The organism is Ewingella allii (assembly GCF_044430645.1).
GTDB lineage: Bacteria > Pseudomonadota > Gammaproteobacteria > Enterobacterales > Enterobacteriaceae > Ewingella > Ewingella allii.
On the sequence record NZ_JAWUDN010000001.1, the window covers coordinates 1,181,920 to 1,201,255 of the forward strand.

Annotated in this window: 17 protein-coding genes; 11 read left to right on the forward strand and 6 right to left on the reverse strand. The window is 55.2% G+C overall.

What is annotated here, in order from left to right:
• The first annotated feature begins 180 nt into the window (after positions 1-180).
• From hutC to hutG, 3 genes are all read left to right on the forward strand, one after another.
• Positions 181-966 carry a histidine utilization repressor gene (gene hutC / locus SBO83_RS05635; protein ID WP_396130747.1) on the forward strand — a complete coding sequence of 262 codons (786 nt, stop codon included), beginning with the start codon at positions 181-183 and terminating at the stop codon, positions 964-966.
• 209 nt (positions 967-1,175) lie between these two features.
• Entirely contained in the window at positions 1,176-2,426 is a 1,251-nt protein-coding gene (gene hutI, locus SBO83_RS05640) for an imidazolonepropionase (RefSeq protein ID WP_396130748.1), read from the forward strand.
• Complete coding sequence (hutG, locus tag SBO83_RS05645) at positions 2,423-3,250, forward strand: N-formylglutamate deformylase (RefSeq protein ID WP_396130749.1); 828 nt, start codon at positions 2,423-2,425, stop codon at positions 3,248-3,250. Before hutI ends, hutG begins: the two co-directional genes overlap by 4 nt.
• Before the next feature lie 395 nt (positions 3,251-3,645).
• Here the strand turns inward: hutG and SBO83_RS05650 are convergent, their stop codons facing one another.
• On the reverse strand, positions 3,646-4,332 hold the full coding sequence (locus tag SBO83_RS05650; RefSeq protein ID WP_396130750.1) for an FCD domain-containing protein: 687 nt from the start codon (positions 4,330-4,332) through the stop codon (positions 3,646-3,648).
• Between the two features lie 278 nt (positions 4,333-4,610).
• Here SBO83_RS05650 and uxuA point away from each other — a divergent pair, with 278 nt between their 5' ends.
• Positions 4,611-5,795 carry a mannonate dehydratase gene (gene uxuA / locus SBO83_RS05655; RefSeq protein ID WP_396130751.1) on the forward strand — a complete coding sequence of 395 codons (1,185 nt, stop codon included), beginning with the start codon at positions 4,611-4,613 and terminating at the stop codon, positions 5,793-5,795.
• A 64-nt stretch (positions 5,796-5,859) separates the two neighbouring features.
• Here uxuA and SBO83_RS05660 read toward each other — a convergent pair whose 3' ends face one another.
• The gene (locus SBO83_RS05660) at positions 5,860-6,972 is read right to left on the reverse strand and encodes a membrane dipeptidase (protein ID WP_396130752.1); all 1,113 of its coding nucleotides are present in this window, start codon (positions 6,970-6,972) and stop codon (positions 5,860-5,862) included.
• 308 nt (positions 6,973-7,280) lie between these two features.
• On the opposite strand from SBO83_RS05660, the gene SBO83_RS05665 reads away from it, so the two are divergent.
• Positions 7,281-8,849 (forward strand): serine hydrolase, encoded by a 1,569-nt coding sequence (locus tag SBO83_RS05665; protein WP_396130753.1) that lies wholly within the window; start codon positions 7,281-7,283, stop codon positions 8,847-8,849.
• Positions 8,850-8,914: 65 nt separating this feature from the next.
• Here the strand turns inward: SBO83_RS05665 and SBO83_RS05670 are convergent, their stop codons facing one another.
• Both SBO83_RS05670 and SBO83_RS05675 read right to left on the reverse strand, forming a co-directional pair.
• The gene (locus SBO83_RS05670; RefSeq protein ID WP_353501973.1) at positions 8,915-9,580 is read right to left on the reverse strand and encodes a TenA family protein; all 666 of its coding nucleotides are present in this window, start codon (positions 9,578-9,580) and stop codon (positions 8,915-8,917) included.
• 1 nt (position 9,581) lies between these two features.
• Complete coding sequence (locus SBO83_RS05675; protein WP_353501972.1) at positions 9,582-10,424, reverse strand: BtpA/SgcQ family protein; 843 nt, start codon at positions 10,422-10,424, stop codon at positions 9,582-9,584.
• A gap of 27 nt (positions 10,425-10,451) precedes the next feature.
• On the opposite strand from SBO83_RS05675, the gene SBO83_RS05680 reads away from it, so the two are divergent.
• The gene (locus SBO83_RS05680; RefSeq protein WP_396130754.1) at positions 10,452-11,366 is read left to right on the forward strand and encodes a PfkB family carbohydrate kinase; all 915 of its coding nucleotides are present in this window, start codon (positions 10,452-10,454) and stop codon (positions 11,364-11,366) included.
• A 93-nt stretch (positions 11,367-11,459) separates the two neighbouring features.
• Here the strand turns inward: SBO83_RS05680 and SBO83_RS05685 are convergent, their stop codons facing one another.
• Positions 11,460-12,458, reverse strand: coding sequence for an ABC transporter substrate-binding protein (locus tag SBO83_RS05685; RefSeq protein ID WP_396130933.1), 999 nt, complete (start codon positions 12,456-12,458; stop codon positions 11,460-11,462).
• Between the two features lie 318 nt (positions 12,459-12,776).
• On the opposite strand from SBO83_RS05685, the gene SBO83_RS05690 reads away from it, so the two are divergent.
• The 5 genes from SBO83_RS05690 to SBO83_RS05710 all read left to right on the forward strand — a co-directional run bounded on the left by SBO83_RS05690 (position 12,777) and on the right by SBO83_RS05710 (position 18,371).
• Positions 12,777-13,796, forward strand: coding sequence for a substrate-binding domain-containing protein (locus tag SBO83_RS05690; protein WP_396130755.1), 1,020 nt, complete (start codon positions 12,777-12,779; stop codon positions 13,794-13,796).
• A gap of 501 nt (positions 13,797-14,297) precedes the next feature.
• Positions 14,298-15,053 (forward strand): ATP-binding cassette domain-containing protein, encoded by a 756-nt coding sequence (locus SBO83_RS05695; RefSeq protein WP_396130756.1) that lies wholly within the window; start codon positions 14,298-14,300, stop codon positions 15,051-15,053.
• 40 nt (positions 15,054-15,093) lie between these two features.
• On the forward strand, positions 15,094-16,092 hold the full coding sequence (locus SBO83_RS05700; RefSeq protein WP_396130934.1) for an ABC transporter permease subunit: 999 nt from the start codon (positions 15,094-15,096) through the stop codon (positions 16,090-16,092).
• Positions 16,093-16,096: 4 nt separating this feature from the next.
• A complete protein-coding gene (locus SBO83_RS05705) occupies positions 16,097-17,194 on the forward strand; it encodes a phosphotriesterase family protein (RefSeq protein ID WP_396130757.1) in 1,098 nt (365 codons plus the stop codon).
• Between the two features lie 34 nt (positions 17,195-17,228).
• Positions 17,229-18,371: a M20 family metallopeptidase gene (locus tag SBO83_RS05710; protein WP_396130758.1), complete on the forward strand. Its 1,143-nt coding sequence runs from the start codon at positions 17,229-17,231 to the stop codon at positions 18,369-18,371.
• An 18-nt stretch (positions 18,372-18,389) separates the two neighbouring features.
• On the opposite strand, the gene SBO83_RS05715 is transcribed toward SBO83_RS05710, so the two are convergent.
• Positions 18,390-19,289, reverse strand: a complete 900-nt coding sequence (locus tag SBO83_RS05715; protein WP_185690022.1) for a LysR family transcriptional regulator — start codon at positions 19,287-19,289, stop codon at positions 18,390-18,392.
• Between the last annotated feature and the right edge of the window lie 47 nt (positions 19,290-19,336).

Below are 19,336 nucleotides of genomic sequence, written 5' to 3' on the forward strand. Positions count from 1 at the left end.
GGCTACTTGTCTATACATATACATATGCCCGATTGCGCTGTAAACTTCGTCGAGCGTTTTTTTTAATATTTTCGTTTTTCATCACGCATTGATGACGCGCATTTGGCGTTCGTTTACTCTGTCGGCGTGGGTGAGTGGCTCTGCCCGTACCCGGCTGATTTTTCTTAATGAGGTAGTGATATGTCTGAATCCACACCGTTGTCCCAACAGGGTGTTTCACAGCAGCGATTATCCGAGCTGGCCGCCGCCATTAGCGACACCCCAGCGCCGATTTATCAACGCGTGAAACAGGCCATCATCGGGCAAATTCGCGACGGCGTGTGGAAGCCCCATCAGCGCGTCCCCTCAGAAAGCGAGCTGGTAAACGAGCTTGGCGTCAGCCGTATGACCATTAACCGCGCCTTACGGGAACTCACCAACGAAGGTTTTTTGATGCGCATGCAGGGCGTCGGCACCTTCGTGGCCGAAGCCAAGGCCTACACGCCGATGCTGGAAGTGCATAATATTGCTGATGAAATCGCCCAGCGCGGTCACCGTCACAGCAGCGTGGTGATGGCCTGTGAAACCCGTCTAGCCGATGCCGAACAGGCGCTGCAGCTGGAGATTAAACCCGGCGAGTCGCTGTTTTATTCGCAAATCGTCCATTTTGAAAACGACGTGCCGGTACAGATTGAAGACCGTTATGTGAACCCTCAGGCCGCGCCGGATTACCTGCAAAACGTGATGAACAACGCCACGCCTTACACCTATTTGATGCGAATCGCTCCGCTGACCGCAGGCGAGCACCGCGTCGAAGCTATTAGCGCCAGTGATACCCAGCGCCAGCTGCTGCAACTGAAAGAGCATGAACCTTGCCTGCTGATCCACCGCCGTACCTGGAGCGGAAATCGCGTCGTCACCTCGGCCCGTCTGGTTTATCCCGGCTCTCGCTACCAACTGTTTGGTCGTTTTACCAGCCACGGCTAATCTCCCTGTTGCCATTCCCCTCTCCATAAAATGCCCTTTTCGCGGGGAACTGTATAAATAAACAGGATTCCCGTCTAATACGAATGCCTGTTTTTGGAATACACCTCGAAAAAAATTAAAAACCTCTGGCGATGGCTTGCCGCTTTTCGGCGAATACGTTAGGTTGACTATAGTTGTCTATACAAGATAAACGCGGTCAGGAGCCTTACATGCCGTCATCGATTTCTCCTTTGAACACTGCTTCAGACAGGCTGGTTTGCGACAGTCTATGGACCGGCGCGACGCTAGTTACTATGCGAGATGGAAGCTATAACCTGATTGAAAACGGGGTGTTAGCTGTCAAAGATGGAAAAATAGTCTGGATCGGCGCTGAGGAAAGTAGCCCGAAATTTGTCGCCAGTTCCCGCCACCACTTCGAGGGCGGCATCGTCACCCCCGGCCTGGTGGACTGCCACACGCATCTGGTTTTTGGCGGCGATCGCAGCGCCGAGTTTGAGCAGCGTTTGAACGGCGTGAGCTATGCCGAGATAGCGGCTCAGGGCGGCGGGATTTTGTTGACGGTGAATGCCACCCGCACCGCCAGCCAGAAAACCCTGTTTGAACAGGCGCGTTTTCGCCTCGCCCCGCTGTTAGCCGAAGGGGTGACCTGCATCGAAATCAAATCCGGCTATGGGCTGAGTGATGAGAGCGAGCTGAAGATGCTGCGGGTGATCCGCGAGCTGGCCGAAACCCAGCCCGTGAAGGTTAAAGCCACCTGCCTTGCCGCCCACGCCCTGCCGCCTGAGTATCAGGGTCGCGCCGACGAGTATATCGACCACATTTGCCAGAACTTACTGCCTCAGGTGGCAGCTGAGCGTTTGGCGGACGCCGTAGACGGTTTTTGCGAGCACTTAGCCTTCTCCCCCGAGCAGATTGAACGCGTTTTCAAGACGGCGCAAAAGCTTGGCCTGCCGGTTAAGCTGCACGCCGAGCAGCTCTCCTCCCTGCACGGCAGCCAGTTGGCAGCACAATACGGCGCACTCTCTGCCGACCATCTGGAATACGCCACCGAGCAGGATGTCAAAGCCATGGCCGAGTCCGGCACGGTCGCCGTGCTGCTGCCCGGGGCTTATTACATGCTGCGCGAAACCCAAGCTCCGCCGGTGGCGCTGTTCCGCCAATACGGCGTGCCGATGGCGATTGCCAGCGACGCCAACCCTGGCACCTCTCCCGCGCTTTCCCTGCGTTTAATGCTCAATATGGCCTGTACTTTGTTCCGCATGACGCCTGAAGAAGCTTTGGCCGGCGTCACATGCCACGGCGCGCGGGCGCTGGGTTTGCAGCAGACTCACGGCTCGCTTGAAGTGGGAAAAGTGGCTGATTTTGTGCACTGGCCGGTCGAGCGTCCGGCAGAGTTAGTTTATTGGCTGGGTGGTCAACTGCCCTGTACCGTGGTTTATCGAGGAGATGTTCGTTCATGAGTCTGAATAGCGCGCCAACCATTGCCGATCCTTATCACTTCAGCGCGGGTCGCAGCCCTTTGCTGATCAGCATTCCCCACGCCGGAACCCGGCTCACGCCTGAAGTCGCCAGCGGCTTGAGCGACGACGCGCTGCCCCTGTCGGACACCGACTGGCATATTCCACAGCTCTACGCCTTCGCCCAATCTCTCGGCGCCAATATTTTGGTCGGGCAGTATTCGCGTTTCGTGATTGACCTTAATCGCCCCGCAGACGATCAGCCGCTGTACACCACCGCCACCACCGGCCTGTTCCCCGATACGCTGTTCGACGGTCGCCCAACCTTTAAAGCTGACGGCCAGCCCGACGCTGCAACCCGTCAGCGCTATCTGGATGAGATCTGGCAGCCTTATCATCAGAAGATTGAGTCCGAGCTTGCCCGCATGAAGCAGGAGTTCGGCTACGCGTTGCTGTTTGATGCCCACTCCATCGCCTCGGTGATCCCACGCCTGTTCGACGGCCAGCTGCCCGATTTGAACATCGGCACCAACAGCGGGGCGAGCTGTGCCCCAGAGTTGAGCGACATGCTCGACGCCCTGTGCAAGCAGCAATCCACTTTCAGCCACGTGCTAAATGGTCGCTTTAAAGGCGGCCACATCACCCGCGCCTACGGCCAACCGCAGGCCAACCAGCATGCGGTGCAGCTCGAACTGGCGCAGTGCAACTACATGGATGAGTTTGAGCCCTATCCGTACCTCGAGGATAAAGCGGTTGTTTTGCAGGGGGTGCTGAAGCCAATGTTGGAGGGGATGATTTCGTGGGGAGCTAAGGTATATGGGAGATGATTATGCGCTGAGTTAAATCACTTCTCATCGCTGTTCAGTTTAATCTAAGCCACTGAAACGGCACGGTGTAAATGCCAGTAGGTCGCGTTCAGAAGTGACGCAGAATGAATGGTTCGAGACCAAAGGCTCGAAGCCTGAAATTCGGGAACCGCCTAAGCGGCGGCACTTCGCGACGAACACCGTGGCCGCTGGAACACGTCCATTCCAACCCTGCGAAGCCTCGATCTCACCACAGAAAAACGCGGGATTGCACAAGGGGGCGCGTTTACGCCCCCTTTGCCCGGTGTGGGCCGGCGCCCACGACCTTGAATTTGAATTTGAATTTGAATTTGAATTTGAATTTGAATTTGAAATTAAATCCAAAACCCTTTTTGCCAGCTTTTTCCCAAAAAGCGTCACCCCTCCAATAACTGATCATACACATGCTGAAGGTGCGCCTGCATCGCCGCCCTCGCCCCGGCGGCATCCCCCGCCAGAATGGCGTCAGTGATCCCCTGATGGTCGGTATTCATCTCGCGGGCGAAATCACTCTCGCTGTAGTGGCGCTCAAGACGCACGAAACGTCGCGAACTGCGCTTATCCCACAGGTATTCCATCATATCGCGCAGCACTTCGTTGCCCGTCATCTCACTAATCATCAGATGAAAACGGCGGTCCTCCTCGAGAAAACTGTCGTTATTAATGTTCAACTGCACCAGCGACTGATTAATCTCGGTGAGTTTCCGACGCTGCTCGTCAGTGCCATTAAGGGCGGCAAGCTCTGCGGTGGTGCATTCGAAAATCTGCCGCGCCTTGAGTAGTGACTCGAGGCTGAACTCCTCTTCGCTCTGCGCCGCCGGTTGCTCGGGTAAGGTATTGTTGACGTAGACGCCGTTGCCGGTGCGAATTTCAATCCAGCCGGTGATTTCCAAGGCGATTAACGCCTCGCGAATCGACGAGCGGCTCACGCCAAACTGCTTCGACAGGTCGCGCTCGGACGGGATCATCTCACCCGGTGCAAACTGGCCGTTTTTGATGCAGCCAATCAGCACGTTTGAAATCTGACGGTACAGCCTTTCTACTTTTAGCGTAGGTAATTCCATGGTTCTCTCCGGCTGGTGTGGCGAAGTCTGGCTTGCCTGAGACAAAAATCACTGGCGTTAGCAAAACTGTCGACCGGATCACATTAATGATCCTGAGCATCCTGAATGATATGTCGGTCAGGTGGCCTGACCACCCTACCACCTGACCTGTAATGTTAATAGAGTGAACTGGCATGCTGTCTGACGTCAAGAAAACTAAAACAGCCCGCGTCACAGATTGTCCATTTTCACGCTTCCTCGCACATAAGCTGACTTAGGTCGCAAACAAGGAATTTCACATGGAACAAACATGGCGCTGGTACGGCCCGAAAGATCCCGTGTCGCTGGACGATGTCAGACAGGCTGGGGCAACCGGGGTGGTTACTGCCCTGCATCACATCCCTAATGGCGAAGTGTGGACCGTCGAAGAGATTAAGAAGCGTCAGGCAGAGCTGGCAGAGAAAAACCTGACGTGGTCGGTGGTGGAAAGTATCCCGGTTCACGAAGAGATCAAAACGCGCAGCGGAGACGCTGAAAAGTATATTGCCAACTATCAGCAGTCGCTGCGCAATCTGGCGGCCTGCGGCATCGATACCGTCTGCTATAACTTCATGCCGATCCTCGACTGGACCCGTACCGACCTCGGCTATTTGCTGCCGGACGGCTCGCGCGCGCTGCGTTTCGACCATATCGCCTTTGCCGCCTTCGAGCTGCATATCCTGCAACGCGCGGGGGCCAAGCGGGACTACTCCGCCGAAGAGCAGCGGCAGGCCAGTGCCTATTTCGCGGCCATGAGCGAAGCAGATATCGCCACCCTCACCGCCAATATTATCGCCGGTTTGCCGGGTGCCGAAGAGGGTTACACGCTGGACCAGTTCCGCGCGCGGCTGGCCACCTATGACGGTATTGATAAGGGAAAATTGCGTGAAAACATGGCGCACTTCCTACGCAGCATCGTGCCGGTGGCCGAGCAGCATGGCCTGAAATTGGCGGTACATCCTGATGATCCGCCGCGGCCAATCCTCGGCCTGCCGCGCATTATTTCTACTATTGAAGATATGCAGTGGCTGAAAGAGACGGTGGATAGCCTGCACAACGGTTTCTGCTTCTGTACCGGCTCTTACGGGGTGCGCGAAGACAATGATTTAGTGAAGATGATGACCACTTACGCCGACCGCGTGAACTTCGTGCATCTGCGCGCCACGCGGCGCGAAGCCACGCCGGGCAGCTTCCACGAGGCGGATCATCTGGACGGTGATGTCGATATGGTCGCCATTATTAAAGCGATTTTGACTGAGGAACAGGCTCGCCGCCGCGCCGGGGATCTGCGCCCTATTCCGATGCGTCCGGACCACGGCCACCAGATGCTCGACGACCTGCACAAAAAGACCAATCCGGGTTATTCGGCTATTGGCCGTTTGCGCGGTTTAGCCGAGTTGCGCGGCGTGGAGCGCGCGCTGAAACAGACGCTGTTCGCAGATTAATCATAAAAAATGGCTCCCGAGGCGAACTGCCCAAGGAGCCATTCCTTCCAACCTGTTTAGAGCATTACTCGCCCCAGGTTCTTTCCAGCACGTTAATCCAGTTCTGATGCGCAATTTTGGCAATCAGCTGCTCGCCGTATCCCGTTTTACGCATCGCCTCAATTAACACCGGCAGCCCGCTGACGTCGCGCATGAAAAGTGCCATCGGCGCGCCGTCGAAGTCTGAACCAAAGCCCACGTGATCCTCACCCAGCGTTTCCACCAGATAATCCAGATGGCGCAGATAGTCCTCGGTTCCCGTGTCGGGGCTGTTTTTGCCGTCTTCGCGCAGGAACGGCGTGGCGAAGTTCACGCCGACAAAGCCTTGTGTTTCTTTAATGGCGGCGAGCTGTTTGTCCGTCAGGTTGCGCGACTGGGCGCACAGGGCAAAGGCGTTAGAGTGGCTGGCCACCAGCGGCGCGTCGGACAGTTTCGCCACATCCCAGAAGCCCTGCTCATTGATGTGCGACAGATCGATCAAAATACGTTTGCGGTTACAGGCTTGCACCAGTTTCACGCCTAAGTCAGTCAGACCGGGGCCGGTATCTGGGGAAGTATTGAATTTAAACGGCACGCCGTGGCCGAAGATATTCGGACGGCTCCACACCGGGCCGAGCGTGCGCAGGCCCATTTCGTACAGGACGTCGAGGGTGTAGAGATCAGGATCGATGCCCTCTGCGCCTTCTATATGCATCACCACCGCCAGCGCCTTGCTGGACAGTGCGCCGCGAATATCGGCGGCGCTGCGGCAAACTTTCACCGCGCCCTGCGACTGCTGCTCTATGCGCAGCAGGAAAGCCATCATGGCGATGGTGGTGTCGCGGGCCGATTCAAACGATGGCGTCGGCGAAAAATCAGGATGCTTTTGAGTCCCTTCCAGCAAAAAACGCCCGTCAATTTGCAGATCCGGCACGCTACTTGCTGCATCAAAACGGGGGGATGGCACCCACGCGGCGAACAGACCACCTGCAAAACCGGCCTGCTGACAACGAGGTAAATCCATCTGGCCGCTGGCCGGGCCTTGGAGGAAAGCCTGCTCGGGGTTTTGACGATGCTGCTCCCACAATTGCAGTAAAACGTCATTGTGGCCGTCAAAAATGGGGATAAGCGTTTCCGTTCCGCGTTCGGTGTTATTCATAAAAGGGTCTACTCTGGTTAATTATGAAAAAAGCATAACGGCATTTATCGGCGCTAAAAACGACCGGCTAAGCACATTTTCATCTTAGGATTTCAATGAGATGCATAAAGATGGCGACTAAAGCCCATCTCTCATTAAAACCATCGGCTCGCTCACAAGTCAAGGTCAGCTTTACGCACCTTTGAGCCAGAATTGTGGCGCAAAATGGTGTTGAAATGGGCTGGCTTCTGGGAGAAGTGAGTAACAAGGACGGAGTGGCCATGCCGCTCTCTCTACCACACATGACTATTAGATAAAGGGGAACAGCAATGACATTCACCCTACGCGAACCACCGACGCCTTTGCAGTGGGACGCGGCGCTGGCAACGGCGAAAAGAATCACCGGACAGTGGAACACCCCGGACCAACCCGGCGGTGCGATCAGCCTGTTTACGCGTGATGAAATCAAAGGCAGTGCCACGGGCGGACTGGCGAACCTCGGCAGCGGCGAGCCTTTCACCCTCGATAACGTGGTGCGCTATGCCTCAATAACCAAGCATATTTTTGCTACTCTGGCCCTGTTTCGTAGCCATGCTGGGTTATCACTGCAAGACCGTTTGGGGCAGCACCTGCCCGCGTTAAAAGCCCCGATGGCTGACGTCACTATTGGACAGGCGCTGGATATGACCGGCGGTTTGCCCGACGTGCGCGAAACCCTCTCGCTGCTGGGCATTTCGGTTTATAGCGCCACTGAACCTCAACCCATTTTGGATTTCCTTGCCCAAGACGGCGCGCTGAATTTCCCGGCCGGTTCTGAGATTTCCTACTCCAATACCGGCTATCGCCTGGTGGAAGCCATTCTCAACGCCAAAGGCATTCAATTTAATGACCTGCTGCGCGAGCACGTCGCCGCGCCGCTGGATATCGCCCTGCACGCTCCGGAAACCTGGTTTGACGTGGTTGCCGATTTAGCGCCCGGCTATTGGCGCGACGGCGACAGCTGGAAAACCGCCAGCGCGGGCATGCATCTTTCGGCCTCCGGCAGCATCACCGGCAGCCTGCGATCCCTGACCACTTGGCTGCAAAGCCTGCTGGCGAATCAGGGACCGGGCGAGCAAGTGCTGGAGAAGCTGACCCAGCCGCGCTATTTGCAAGACGGCACGCCAAGCGCCTATGGTTTGGGCATCTCCTCAACTCAGGTCGGCGTGCATAAAGTCTATGGTCACGGTGGCTCGCACGCCGGATACAAAACTTACTTTTTACTCCATCCGCAGCTGAATGTCGGCGTGGCGATGGTGTCGAACCGCGAAGACACACCGGCCTTCGATACCGCCTTTGAGGTGATGTCTGCCCTGCTCGGCGCGCCTCTTCCACCGCGCAGTCAGGCCATTCCCGACGGTGTTTATGCCAGCATCGCCGAGCCTTATTGGCTTGAGGTTAAGCAAGGAATAGCGAATTATCTCGGCGCGAGCGAAAAGCTCTATAAGGGCGCGGATGAAAACGAAGCGATTTCGCTTTCCGCCCATATGCCCATGCGCCTGCGCTGGGACGGCAAAACGCTGCAAGGCGAGATGGGTCACGCGACGCGCTACTTTGTGCCCGCGACGCCAACCCAGTGCTTATCTATGGTTCAGGGGCGCTGGTTCCATCCGCAATCTCAGGCGGCCTTTGATATAGAAGAGGATTATCTGCTGATGGGCGTCGGCCCCCTGCGCGCCAAAGGCAAGCTAAAGTCGATTGGTCTGGGTCGGTTATTAGTCGAAATGCCTGACGGCCCGTGGCAAAAAACCTTCTGCCTCTATTTCCAAGGCTACAATGTGCAGCTGATTGCCAATCGCAGCCGGGTGCTGAATTTCCGCCGCGATGAGTGTCGGGCGCGCTGGCAGCCGGCAGAGTAATTTGGCCTGAGCCACAAAGATAAAAGCCTTCCAAATGGAAGGCTTTTTTATTGCTGGGCAAAGAGTTAATCAAAGGCGGCGCTGTGGAAATCAATCTCCCACTGCAACACCTGCCCATACAGCGCTGACAGATGCTGGCGCTGCTCCTCGCTCAGCGACGCGGCGCAGTTGTCCAGTTCCGCCTTCAGCCAGCTCGCCTGATCGATAAAGGTCTTCTCGGCATGCATCACCACCCAATCTTTCACTTCTGGGTCAGCAATGGCGGACTGACTGACGCGCGTACACCAGTGGTAGTACATCCACTCGGCACCAAACATCAGGGTGAGGATCTCGGCATAACTGCCGTTTTGCGCGGTGCGCAGCATCCCCTGACTAAAGCGCGAGACATCCGGCGCACTGCGCTGATAGTCCGACGGCGTCACCTGGCGCTTTTCCATCACTCGCTCGAAATAGGCAATTTGCTCATTTGCCAGCGCGTCGAGCACGCCAATCAGCCAGCGCTGATGGCGGATATCCGGCGCTTTAATTACCGCATAGGAAAATATGCCAATGGCCGTGGCCACGAAATCCCCTTCATACACCAGATATTGATTAAATACCTTGGCAGGCAGACTGCCGTCTTCAATGCCGGTGACAAAAGGATGGTATTGCATGGCGTGCCAGACTTCCTGATGCTCCTCAAGCAGCCAATCGGTAAACGAATTCTGACTTTTTCCCATTGCGGTCGACATATTAGTCCTCCAGTTCAGCGCGAGCGATAGACATGAAGTGTTTGACTCGCTCAAGTTCAACCTGATTCCACCACACGCCGCCGAACTTCAGCGTACTGGCCACAATCACTCCCTGCGTGCGCTGTAAAATAGCGCAAATATTGTCCGGCGTAACGCCTGAACCTACCAGCAGCGGCAGCTCGGTGGCGGAGCGGATTTCGTCGATTTCCTCCATGGTGGCGCTATCGCCGGTGCGCTGGCCGGTGGCAATTACGCCGTCTGCCAAGAAGAAATCCACGTCGCGGGTTAATTCAGGTATGGAACGGTCGGCCACAATGGCGTGACTACCGTGTTTAACATGGCTGTCGGCGAAGATTTTGATGTGCTCGGCGCGCAGCTGGGAGCGATAGCGCAGCGCAATGGCGGCGGCGCCTTCAATAAAACCTTCGTTGGCAATGTAGGCGTTGGCCCACTGGTTGACGCGGATAAAATCTGCGCCGCCGGCCAGCGCCGTGGCTAATGCTGGGATGGCGGCGTTGGCTAATACGTTAATACCCAGCGGCACGCCGAACTCTTGTTTAATTCGGTCAGTGATCACCGACATAAATGCCGCCGTTTCATGACCAATATTTTCTGGCTTAGAAAAAGGAATGTCACCGTGGTTTTCAATAATCAGCCCGTGAATGCCGCCTTTTAAATAAGCATCGGCATCTTTTAACGCCACATCGATTATTTTATTAATTGATTTACCCTGATAATTTGGCGAACCAGGAAAGGCTTCACAATGTACTACACCCATTATTGCTTTAGAACGAGAAAATATTTCTTGAATCGCACTTGGTTTTCCTGCTGATATAGATGCCATCTTCATTCACCTTCTAGGGGATTAATTATGCGTGTATTCGTCGTAGGTAATACAGGCGTTGACGAAACGTATGTAATAAATGAAATACCTGAAAAAGGCGCATCAATTCACGGCCAGAAAATAAATCAAGATCTGGGCGGTAAAGGCGCTAATCAGGCGGTTATTCTTTCACGTTGCGCGGTGAGTACTGTGCTAATTGCCGCAACCGGAAATGATAATCAGGGCCAATGGTGTCGCCAACAATTAGCCCAAGAGTTATTAACTTTATTTCCGGAAGAATCATTAAACTGTCGCACAGACACCTCACTCATATTAAATACCGCCGACGGTGATAATTCTATTATCACCACCACTACTGCCGCCGATGCATTATCATTAGCGGATATTGAACAGGCATTAAATAACGCACAGCCTGGTGATGTTGTATTACAGCAGGGTAATTTCTCATTAGAGAAAACCGCCGCCGTTTTCCAGCTGGCCCGTCGCCTAAGCTTGCGGACCGTTTTCAATCCTTCGCCGGTCAAACCGGCCTTCTCCCAGCTATGGCCACTGGTCGACTTACTGGTGGTCAACCGAGGTGAAGCGAGCTATTTCACCGCGCCTCAACTGCCGCCGGTGGAAGCCGCCAGCAAACTGCTGCGTGCCGGAGCCTCTGCCGTAGTGGTGACGCTGGGAGCTGACGGCGTCTATTTCGCCACTGCCGACCAGCAGCTGCATGTCGCCACGCCGCCGTGCAAAGTGGTGGATACCACCGGCGCTGGCGACACCTTCTTGGCCGTAATGCTGGCCTCAATGCTACGCCGCTCGGCACCTTCCCCTCAGCAGCTAGACCTGCAACGCGCCGCGCGGGCGGCGGCCATCACCATCAGCCGTACCGGCACCTTTAGCGCATTTCCAAGCCAAACCGAACTGGTGGAAATACTCAATTCACCTCTGGCCTAGCGGCTAGCGGGTTACGCAGAAGTAACGTAACCCGCTCTTTTCTTTCTATTTTTAACGACTTTTTTTGCCACTGCTTTTCATACTTGATTAAGCTTATTGCTTAAATAATGGACGGAATGTATCCACGTTAGCTTTGGTCACGATAGTGGCCGGAACCTGAATAGTCTTGTCGACCGTTTTGCCATCTACCACCAGCGTATTCAGTGCCTTAACGGCTGACACGCCCATGTTCTCAGGGTCTTGCTGCAACACCGCCGCCACATAGCCCTGATCGATGCCGCTGACGGCTTTCGCGGTCAGATCCCAGCCAAACACTTTGATGTCTTTCTGGCGGCCCTGGTTTTCCACTGCGGCAATCGCGCCCAGCAGCGCAGGCTCGCCGGTGGCGTAAATCGCGGTCATATCCGGGTTGCCGGTGATCAGGTTTTCTGCCGCCGTCAGGGCGTCATCCTGAATATTTCGGCCATCGACCACGCCCACCACTTTGATGCCATCGTGGCCTTTCAGGGTGTCTTCAAACCCTTTTTGGCGCTGGTTTTGAATTGCGGAATTCAATGCGCCGACGATGCCCAACTTGGCTTTTCCACCCATATTGTCTTTGACGTATTTAGTGAAGTAATTACCAATCAGCGCCCCGCCCTTATTATTATCTACGCCAACCTGCGCCTTTTGCGGGCCTTCTGGCAATACGGCATCGATAGCAATAACAGGAATATTTTTAGCGGCGGCTTCTTTGATGGCCGGCATGATGCCGTTTACATCAATAGCATCCACCATGATCCCTTTAACACCTTGCTGAATATAGGTTTCAATCGCATCGTTTTGTGAAACCGGATTATCATTGGCGTTGAAAATAACTAATTTCGCCCCAGACTTGGTGGCTTCTTCTTGTGCGCCTTTATTCATTAAGTTGAAGAACAGCGCCTGTTGGTTAATTTGCACCAGAGCATAGGTCGGCGCGTCTGCTGCAAAAGCTGAATAACTGAACATTGAAAGAGTCAGAGTAGCGATAGCTGTGCAGGCCGCTTTTTTTAATTTCAAAGCGTTAAAGGGAGAAAGTGATTTTTTCTTTCCGGTGTTGTTCAACATAATGACATCCTCAAGATTTGGTGATGACAATGCAATAAGCTGGCGGCAACAACTTTAGAAAGTCGTTGAGCAGCTGAAACCTGAACGAAAGCATATAACTATGCACACTCAGGAGAATGTTGGCGGGAGGCACACGTCAGAATGTCGATTTAACGAAACAGACCGTTCCAAACGGAGAGTATTCGCTGAAGCTGGTAACGCGGGTAAACTGTTAATTACAATTAAACGACGTCAAAAAATTGTCAAGTATAAATTTTATCTGATCCGTGGCATTGTGAGCAGCGTGTCAACTGAAGCCCTTATGTGAAGGATGAAAAGTTAATGGGAACAAAACGGGTAGTGTTGTCCGACGTCGCGAAATACGCCGGTTTGTCGAAAGCGACGGTCTCGCGTTACCTCAACAAAAGCATCTCTCTGCCCCAGCCCACGGTCGCGCGGATTGAAGAAGCCATTAAGGCGCTGGATTACCGCGCCAACAGTCTGGCCCGCAGGCTAAGCAAGGGCGGCAGTGAAACCATAGGCTTGGTGCTGCCGGACATCGCCAACCCCTTCTTCGCCGAGCTGGCCGATGCTGCTGAGGAAGCCGCTTCCCAGCATAAATACAGCTTGGTGTTGTGCGTCACACGCAACAATCTGGAGAAAGAGTGCCAGTTCATTCGCTGGCTGGATACCCGTCAGGTTGATGGCCTGCTGTTCACCACTAACCGCCCGGATAACGGCCAGCTGCGCGAGCAGTTGAAGGGCCAGCGCCACGTGGTTTTGCTGGATGAAGATGTGCCCGGCAGCACGGTACCCAAGGTATTTTCGGATAATGTTCACGGCGGCGAGCTGGCGGCGAACCAGCTGATTGCCGCCGGGCATCGGCACATTGCCTTTGTCGGCGGGCCGGATGAATTGATGAGCGTGCGCGAACGTCATCAGGGTTTTCGTCAAGCTTTACTCAACGCGGGCCTGCCCTACAGCGCCGACATGGTGCTGTACGGTGATTACAGCCGCACCTTTGGCCGCGCTGCGCTCGACCAGTTACTGGCCCTGCCACAGCCGCCGACCGCCATTTTTGCCGCCAGTGACTATTTGGCCCTTGGCCTGCTCGACGGCATGCGCCAGCGCGGGCTGGCCGTTCCGGCTTCGCTGTCTCTGGTGGGTTTCGATGATGCCATCTACTCAGATTTGATCACCCCGCGCCTGTCCACCATTCGCCAGTCGGCAAGGGAGTTGGGGCGCGTCGCGGTTGAAACGCTGATCAAGCTGTTTAACGATGAACCCGACGTGTCGCAGGTGTCGCGAATTCCCGTGGAGTGGATCTCACGCGACTCGGTTGCCCCTCCAACGAAATCGTAGATTGATTAGTTTTAGTGCACGAATCAGGCGCATTTGCGCCTTTTTTGTGCAACTAAAAAACCTGCCCCCCTATTGCCCGCCTTGCTTAAACCTGCTCAGCTGATGTGAATTAGCTCTCAAATAATAAAATTTTAGCCTTTTTGTCACTTAATTATCACATTGATTATTAATGGATTTAACATACCTGCTGTTTATTTTTTGAACCCGATCACTTTTCCCCGCGAAATTAACTGGCATACATTCTGCTAGATTCAAACCGGCGACACAGAGTTCCACACTCAGAATATTTTTGACCATTACGGGTGCGGGAAAAGACATCGCCGTTATTTTTGCCTTTTGGGTAAACCGGTTTACAAGGACAGAGAAATCGGAAGAGGCAAGAAGACGGCACTGTCAGCAGCGGCAGGTTTATGGCGCGGCACCCGCAAGCCCCTCACCAGTTGGAGAGCAATTATGTCTCAAGAGATGTCCAGAAACTTATCTGGTTCACCCCGGGTCGAGATGGTAAATATCACCAAAACCTATGGTTCAATCCGCTCTTTGCGCGGCGTAAACCTGAGTTTGGCACCCGGCGAAGTGCTGGGTTTGGTCGGTGATAACGGCGCGGGTAAATCCACGCTGACTAAAATTTTGGCCGGTGCCGTGGTGCCAACCGGTGGAACCCTGCGCATTGACGGTCAGGATGTCCATTTCGCTAACCCTTCTGACGCGCGCCGCTGCCATATCGAAATGGTCTATCAGGATCTCTCGCTGTGCGACACGGTCAACGTGGCGGGCAATCTGTTTATGGGCCGCGAACCTCAAACTCGCGTGTTGGGCATCCCCTTCCTCGACGAGAAAAAGATGCACGAAGAGGCCCACGAAATGCTGCAAGGCTTGGGGATCTCCATCCCCGACACTCGCCTGCTGGTGCGTAATTTGTCCGGCGGTCAGCGCCAGGCCATCGCCATCGCCCGCGCCGCAGCCTTCAACCCGAAAGTGTTGATCATGGACGAACCCACGGCCGCACTGGCGGTTGCCGAGGTGGAAGCCGTGCTCGAACTGATTCGCCGGGTCAGCGCTCGCGGCGTCAGCGTGATCCTCATTACACACCGTCTGCAAGATCTGTTCCTGGTTTGTGACCGTATCATGGTGATGTACGAAGGGACCAATGTTGCCGACCGACAAATCGCCGAAACCAGCTTGTCCGACATTGTGAATTTGATTGTCGGCGAGAAGTTCGAGGCCCACTCTGCGCGCGAAGCTGTGCACCACTAAGCGCCGTCTGGTGAATTAAAAGGGTAAGCCCATGAGTATCATAAACATGTCCAGTCCCCGACTTATTAAACAATCGGTTACCCGGCGCATGCTGCACAACCATTCAGGCGTGGTGAGCATTGCGGTATTTTTCATTTTCTGTTGCGTGGTGTTCTCTTTCGCAACGGACAATTTCCTCAGTGGATACAATTGGTTAAACATCCTCCGTCAAAGCGCGCCGTTGCTGATTGTCGCGGCCGCTATGACGCTGGTGATCACCACCGGCGGCATTGATTTGTCGGTCGGTTCGACGCTGGCGCTGGTCGGCGCGTTATCCGCTATTGCCTTGAATAACTGGGGACTTCCGTGGCCCGTGGTGCTGATTGGCGGGCTGGCACTCGGCGGCCTGATTGGCGCCATCAATGGCTACTTCATTGCCTATGAGGGCATCCCGGCGTTTATTGTCACCTTGGCAACCTTGGCGGTCATTCGCGGGGTGGCGCTGTTGATCACTCAGGGCTACTCCATCCCTATTCCGGCGGATAGTCCGTTTACGCTGCTGGGTCGCGCTTGGGTGCTGGGGCTGCCGCTGCCCGCCATTCTCGGGGTGCTGGCGTTAGTTTTCGGACACGTGCTGCTCAACCATATGCGCTTTGGTCGCTATGTCACCGCGATTGGTGCTAACGCCGAAGGGGTGCGCCGCGCCGGGGTCAATACCAAATCGACCACCATGTGGGTGTATGTGATTTGCGGGATGGCAGCGGCCTTAGCCGGGATGATCATTACTGCGCGTCTGGGCAGTGGGTCGTCAAATCAGGGCGAAGGCTTTGAATTGCAAGTGATTGCAGCCGTAGTGCTCGGCAGCACCAGCCTGTTTGGCGGCTTCGGCACCATTATCGGCACCCTGCTTGGCGCGCTGTCCATCGCGGTTATCCAAAATGGTCTGATCCTGTCTCACATGTCGCCGTTCTATACCCAAATCGCTACGGGCTTAATCATTCTGCTGGCTATCTGGCTGAACACCCGCATTTTTAACCCGGTTCGAAGTAGTAAAGGATAGCGCCATGACCTCTAAAGACGGTTTCGCAGGTTCTTTATTTAGACATGCCGACCCTTTCCCGCTGGGCGCGGAGAGTGGTTTCGCCATGACCGTGCTCGGCCCGCTGGCGGTGGAGAAACTGGGCGTCACCCTGATGCACGAGCACATCCTGCTCGACGCCTCGGGCAAGTGGGTGCCGCCCTGCTGCTGTAGCGAGCGGCACATCGCCGAGATGCCGGTGAAAATTGAGAATCTGGGCGAATTGCAACTTAACCCTTTAATGAGCCGTGATAATTGCCAGCTGTTTGATTCTGACTTAGCCGTTGAAGAGTTGATGAAGTTCCGCGCGCTGGGGGGCGAAACCGTAGTCGATCCCACCAATATCGGCATAGGCCGCGACCCGAAAGCCTTGCAACGCATCTCAAGACTGACCGGTTTAAACATTATTATGGGTACCGGCTTCTACCTTGAGCCGTCTCACCCCGACTATGTGAAAAGCCGTTCGCTGGAAGCGCTGACCGATCAGATTATTTATGACGTCGGCGGCTTCAGCGATAAACCTGATGTGGTGGCCGGGCTGATTGGCGAAATTGGCGTATCGGCAGCCTTCACCGCGAATGAGGAGAAATCCTTGCGGGCGGCGGGTCGCGCCAGCGCCAAAACTGGCGTGCCGATGCAAATCCACTTGCCGGGCTGGGAGCGCTATGGCCACAAAGTGTTGGATATTCTGGCGGAAGAAGGCACCAACCTGCGCCACGTGGTGCTGTGCCACATGAACCCGAGCTTTGCGGATAAGAACTATCAGCGAACGCTGGCCGAGCGCGGCGCTTTTCTCGAATACGACATGATTGGCATGCCCTATTTTTATGCCGACGAAAGCGCGCAATCGCCCTCCGACGAAGACAACGCGCGGGCGATTCGTGAGCTGATTGATGACGGTTTTATCGAGCAAGTGTTGCTGTCGCAGGACGTTTTCCTCAAGACCATGCTGACCAAGTTTGGCGGCCACGGTTATGGTTACATCCTCAAGCATTTCGTGCCGCGCTTGCGTCGCCACGGCGTGACGGGTGAACAGCTGGAAACGTTGTTAATCGGCAACCCGCAGCGCGTTTTCAGTCGCTAAACCGAACGCAAAAATCTGCATTAAGGAGCGCCAAATGGATCAAGACGTTATCGCCCTAACCCGCGCTCTGCTTGGCTTCAACACCATTAACCCGCCGGGCGACGAGGTAGAATGCCTGAGCTGGCTGGCGAATTTTCTGAGCGACACCGGGTTCGAGGTCAAATTACAGCCTTTCGGTGAACGGCGCTGCAACCTGATTGCCACTTTAGCAGGCTCGGCGGCGGGTAAACCTCTGGCGTTTACCGGCCATCTCGACACGGTTCCGCTGGGAAACGCCCGGTGGAAGTTCGATCCTTTTGCCGGAGAGATCGCTGACGGTAAGCTTTACGGCCGTGGCAGCAGCGATATGAAAGCGGCCATCGCGGCCTTTATTGTCGCCTGCATTCATCGCCAAGGGGTCATTACGCAGAACAGCGGCGTGATGCTGATCCTAACCGGCGGCGAAGAGACGGGCTGCGACGGCGCGCGCGCCATGATTAATGATTCAAACCTGACGCTGGCCCAGCCGGGGGCGCTGATTGTCGGCGAACCCACGGGCAATTATCCGATGGTCGGCCACAAGGGAGCACTGTGGCTGCGTTGCGCTACCCATGGTAAAACCGCCCACGGCGCGATGCCGGAGCTGGGGATTAACGCCATCTATCTGGCGGCTGACGCTATTGGCAAAATCCGCCATTTCGACCCCGGCCCGCCGCACCCATTAATGAAGAAACCGACGCTCAACGTCGGCACTTTTCAGGGCGGGTTGAACATTAATTCAGTGCCGGACAGGGCCAGTTTTGATGTGGATATGCGTACCGATCCAACGCTGGTGCACTCTACGTTGAAATCGCGTTTGCAACAGCATTTAAGTGACGTTGTCACTATAGAGACCTTAGTTGACCTCCCCGCCGTGCTGACTGAGCGACAAAACCCTTGGGTGCAGAGCGTATTCGAGCACTGCCAGCCGCTGCATGACACGCCGGTCGAGGCCAAAATTGTGCCCTATTTTACCGACGCCGCGCTGTTGGTTGACGCCTTGGGCAATCCGCCCTGCCTGATCCTCGGACCGGGCGAGCCTTCAATGGCTCACCAAACTGACGAGTATTGCCGAGTTTCAAGGCTAGAAGAGAGCGTGGGGCTATACCAGCAGATAATCGAGGACTATTATCTGCTGATTGAACAAGGCGCACTATAAAGGAAGGAAAATTGAGCTTCAGGCAGGGTTCAGCAGTTGCCCTTCCAACTCCCACAGCTTGTGGCGAATCAGCTGCTGAAGTTTCAACGCGGCCTGTGACGCCGGCTGATCTTTACGGCTGAGCAAAATCACCTCGAAAGGCAGATACTCCACCACTGGCAGGATTTTCAGCTGCCCGCGATAACGGCTGGCGGTAAAGGTATCCACCACGCCGACGCCGCCTCCGGCCAGCACCACATCGGCAATCACCGAATACGTTTTGATATACAGCTGGGAACGCGGCGACAGGCCATGCTCGTGCAAAACGCGATTTAACACCTGCCCAAGTGGGTCCTGCTGCTGCAACATTAATAGCTCGTTGTCACACAGCCAGCTGAGTGAAACCGGCCCTTCCTGCGGGCTATCGAGTGGCAACAGCGCCACCATGTTGGCCTGATAAACAGATTCGGCAATCAGCTCGCCGGGCACCTGTTCGGCGAAAGTCAGGGCAAAATCCATCTTGTATTGCAGTAGATCCTGACTCAGCGTGTTGAAGTGGGTAGTCACCAATTCAACGCTGCCGCCGGGCGTCTGGCGGCGGAAATTGGCTAACACCGGGGCCATAATCACCTGCCCGAGGGTATGAGCCGACCCCATGCGCACGTGCTGGCCTTCCCCCTGACGCAGCTGCTCGGCCAAGGCAGAAATAGTCTGGATATGGCTAAATAAGGCGTCAATTTCCGGCATTAATCGCCGCCCTTCTGGGGTCACAATCAACCCCTGCGGGCTACGTTCAAACAGCGCAAAGCCCAGTTGCTGCTCGGCGTGGTTGAGCACGCGGCTAACGTTAGGCTGCGACACGTTAAGCAAACGCGCCGCGCCGCTGACGCTGCCCGCCTGTAAAACGGCTTGAAAAACTTCAATGTGACGAAGACGCATGCGCCAGTGGCTCCACAAAAAAACTGATAACTGAAGGTAGCAAAATG

What these genes read in the sequence shown, in the direction of transcription:
- SBO83_RS05710 (WP_396130758.1), top strand. Translation starts at nt 17,229, where the DNA reads ATGGATCAAGACGTTATCGCCCTAACCCGCGCTCTGCTTGGCTTCAAC.
- SBO83_RS05660 (WP_396130752.1), bottom strand. Translation starts at nt 6,972, where the DNA reads ATGAATAACACCGAACGCGGAACGGAAACGCTTATCCCCATTTTTGAC.
- SBO83_RS05680 (WP_396130754.1), top strand. Translation starts at nt 10,452, where the DNA reads ATGCGTGTATTCGTCGTAGGTAATACAGGCGTTGACGAAACGTATGTA.
- hutG (WP_396130749.1), top strand. Translation starts at nt 2,423, where the DNA reads ATGAGTCTGAATAGCGCGCCAACCATTGCCGATCCTTATCACTTCAGC.
- hutC (WP_396130747.1), top strand. Translation starts at nt 181, where the DNA reads ATGTCTGAATCCACACCGTTGTCCCAACAGGGTGTTTCACAGCAGCGA.
- SBO83_RS05695 (WP_396130756.1), top strand. Translation starts at nt 14,298, where the DNA reads ATGGTAAATATCACCAAAACCTATGGTTCAATCCGCTCTTTGCGCGGC.
- hutI (WP_396130748.1), top strand. Translation starts at nt 1,176, where the DNA reads ATGCCGTCATCGATTTCTCCTTTGAACACTGCTTCAGACAGGCTGGTT.
- SBO83_RS05675 (WP_353501972.1), bottom strand. Translation starts at nt 10,424, where the DNA reads ATGGCATCTATATCAGCAGGAAAACCAAGTGCGATTCAAGAAATATTT.
- SBO83_RS05705 (WP_396130757.1), top strand. Translation starts at nt 16,097, where the DNA reads ATGACCTCTAAAGACGGTTTCGCAGGTTCTTTATTTAGACATGCCGAC.
- SBO83_RS05650 (WP_396130750.1), bottom strand. Translation starts at nt 4,332, where the DNA reads ATGGAATTACCTACGCTAAAAGTAGAAAGGCTGTACCGTCAGATTTCA.
- SBO83_RS05690 (WP_396130755.1), top strand. Translation starts at nt 12,777, where the DNA reads ATGGGAACAAAACGGGTAGTGTTGTCCGACGTCGCGAAATACGCCGGT.
- uxuA (WP_396130751.1), top strand. Translation starts at nt 4,611, where the DNA reads ATGGAACAAACATGGCGCTGGTACGGCCCGAAAGATCCCGTGTCGCTG.
- SBO83_RS05715 (WP_185690022.1), bottom strand. Translation starts at nt 19,289, where the DNA reads ATGCGTCTTCGTCACATTGAAGTTTTTCAAGCCGTTTTACAGGCGGGC.
- SBO83_RS05665 (WP_396130753.1), top strand. Translation starts at nt 7,281, where the DNA reads ATGACATTCACCCTACGCGAACCACCGACGCCTTTGCAGTGGGACGCG.
- SBO83_RS05670 (WP_353501973.1), bottom strand. Translation starts at nt 9,580, where the DNA reads ATGTCGACCGCAATGGGAAAAAGTCAGAATTCGTTTACCGATTGGCTG.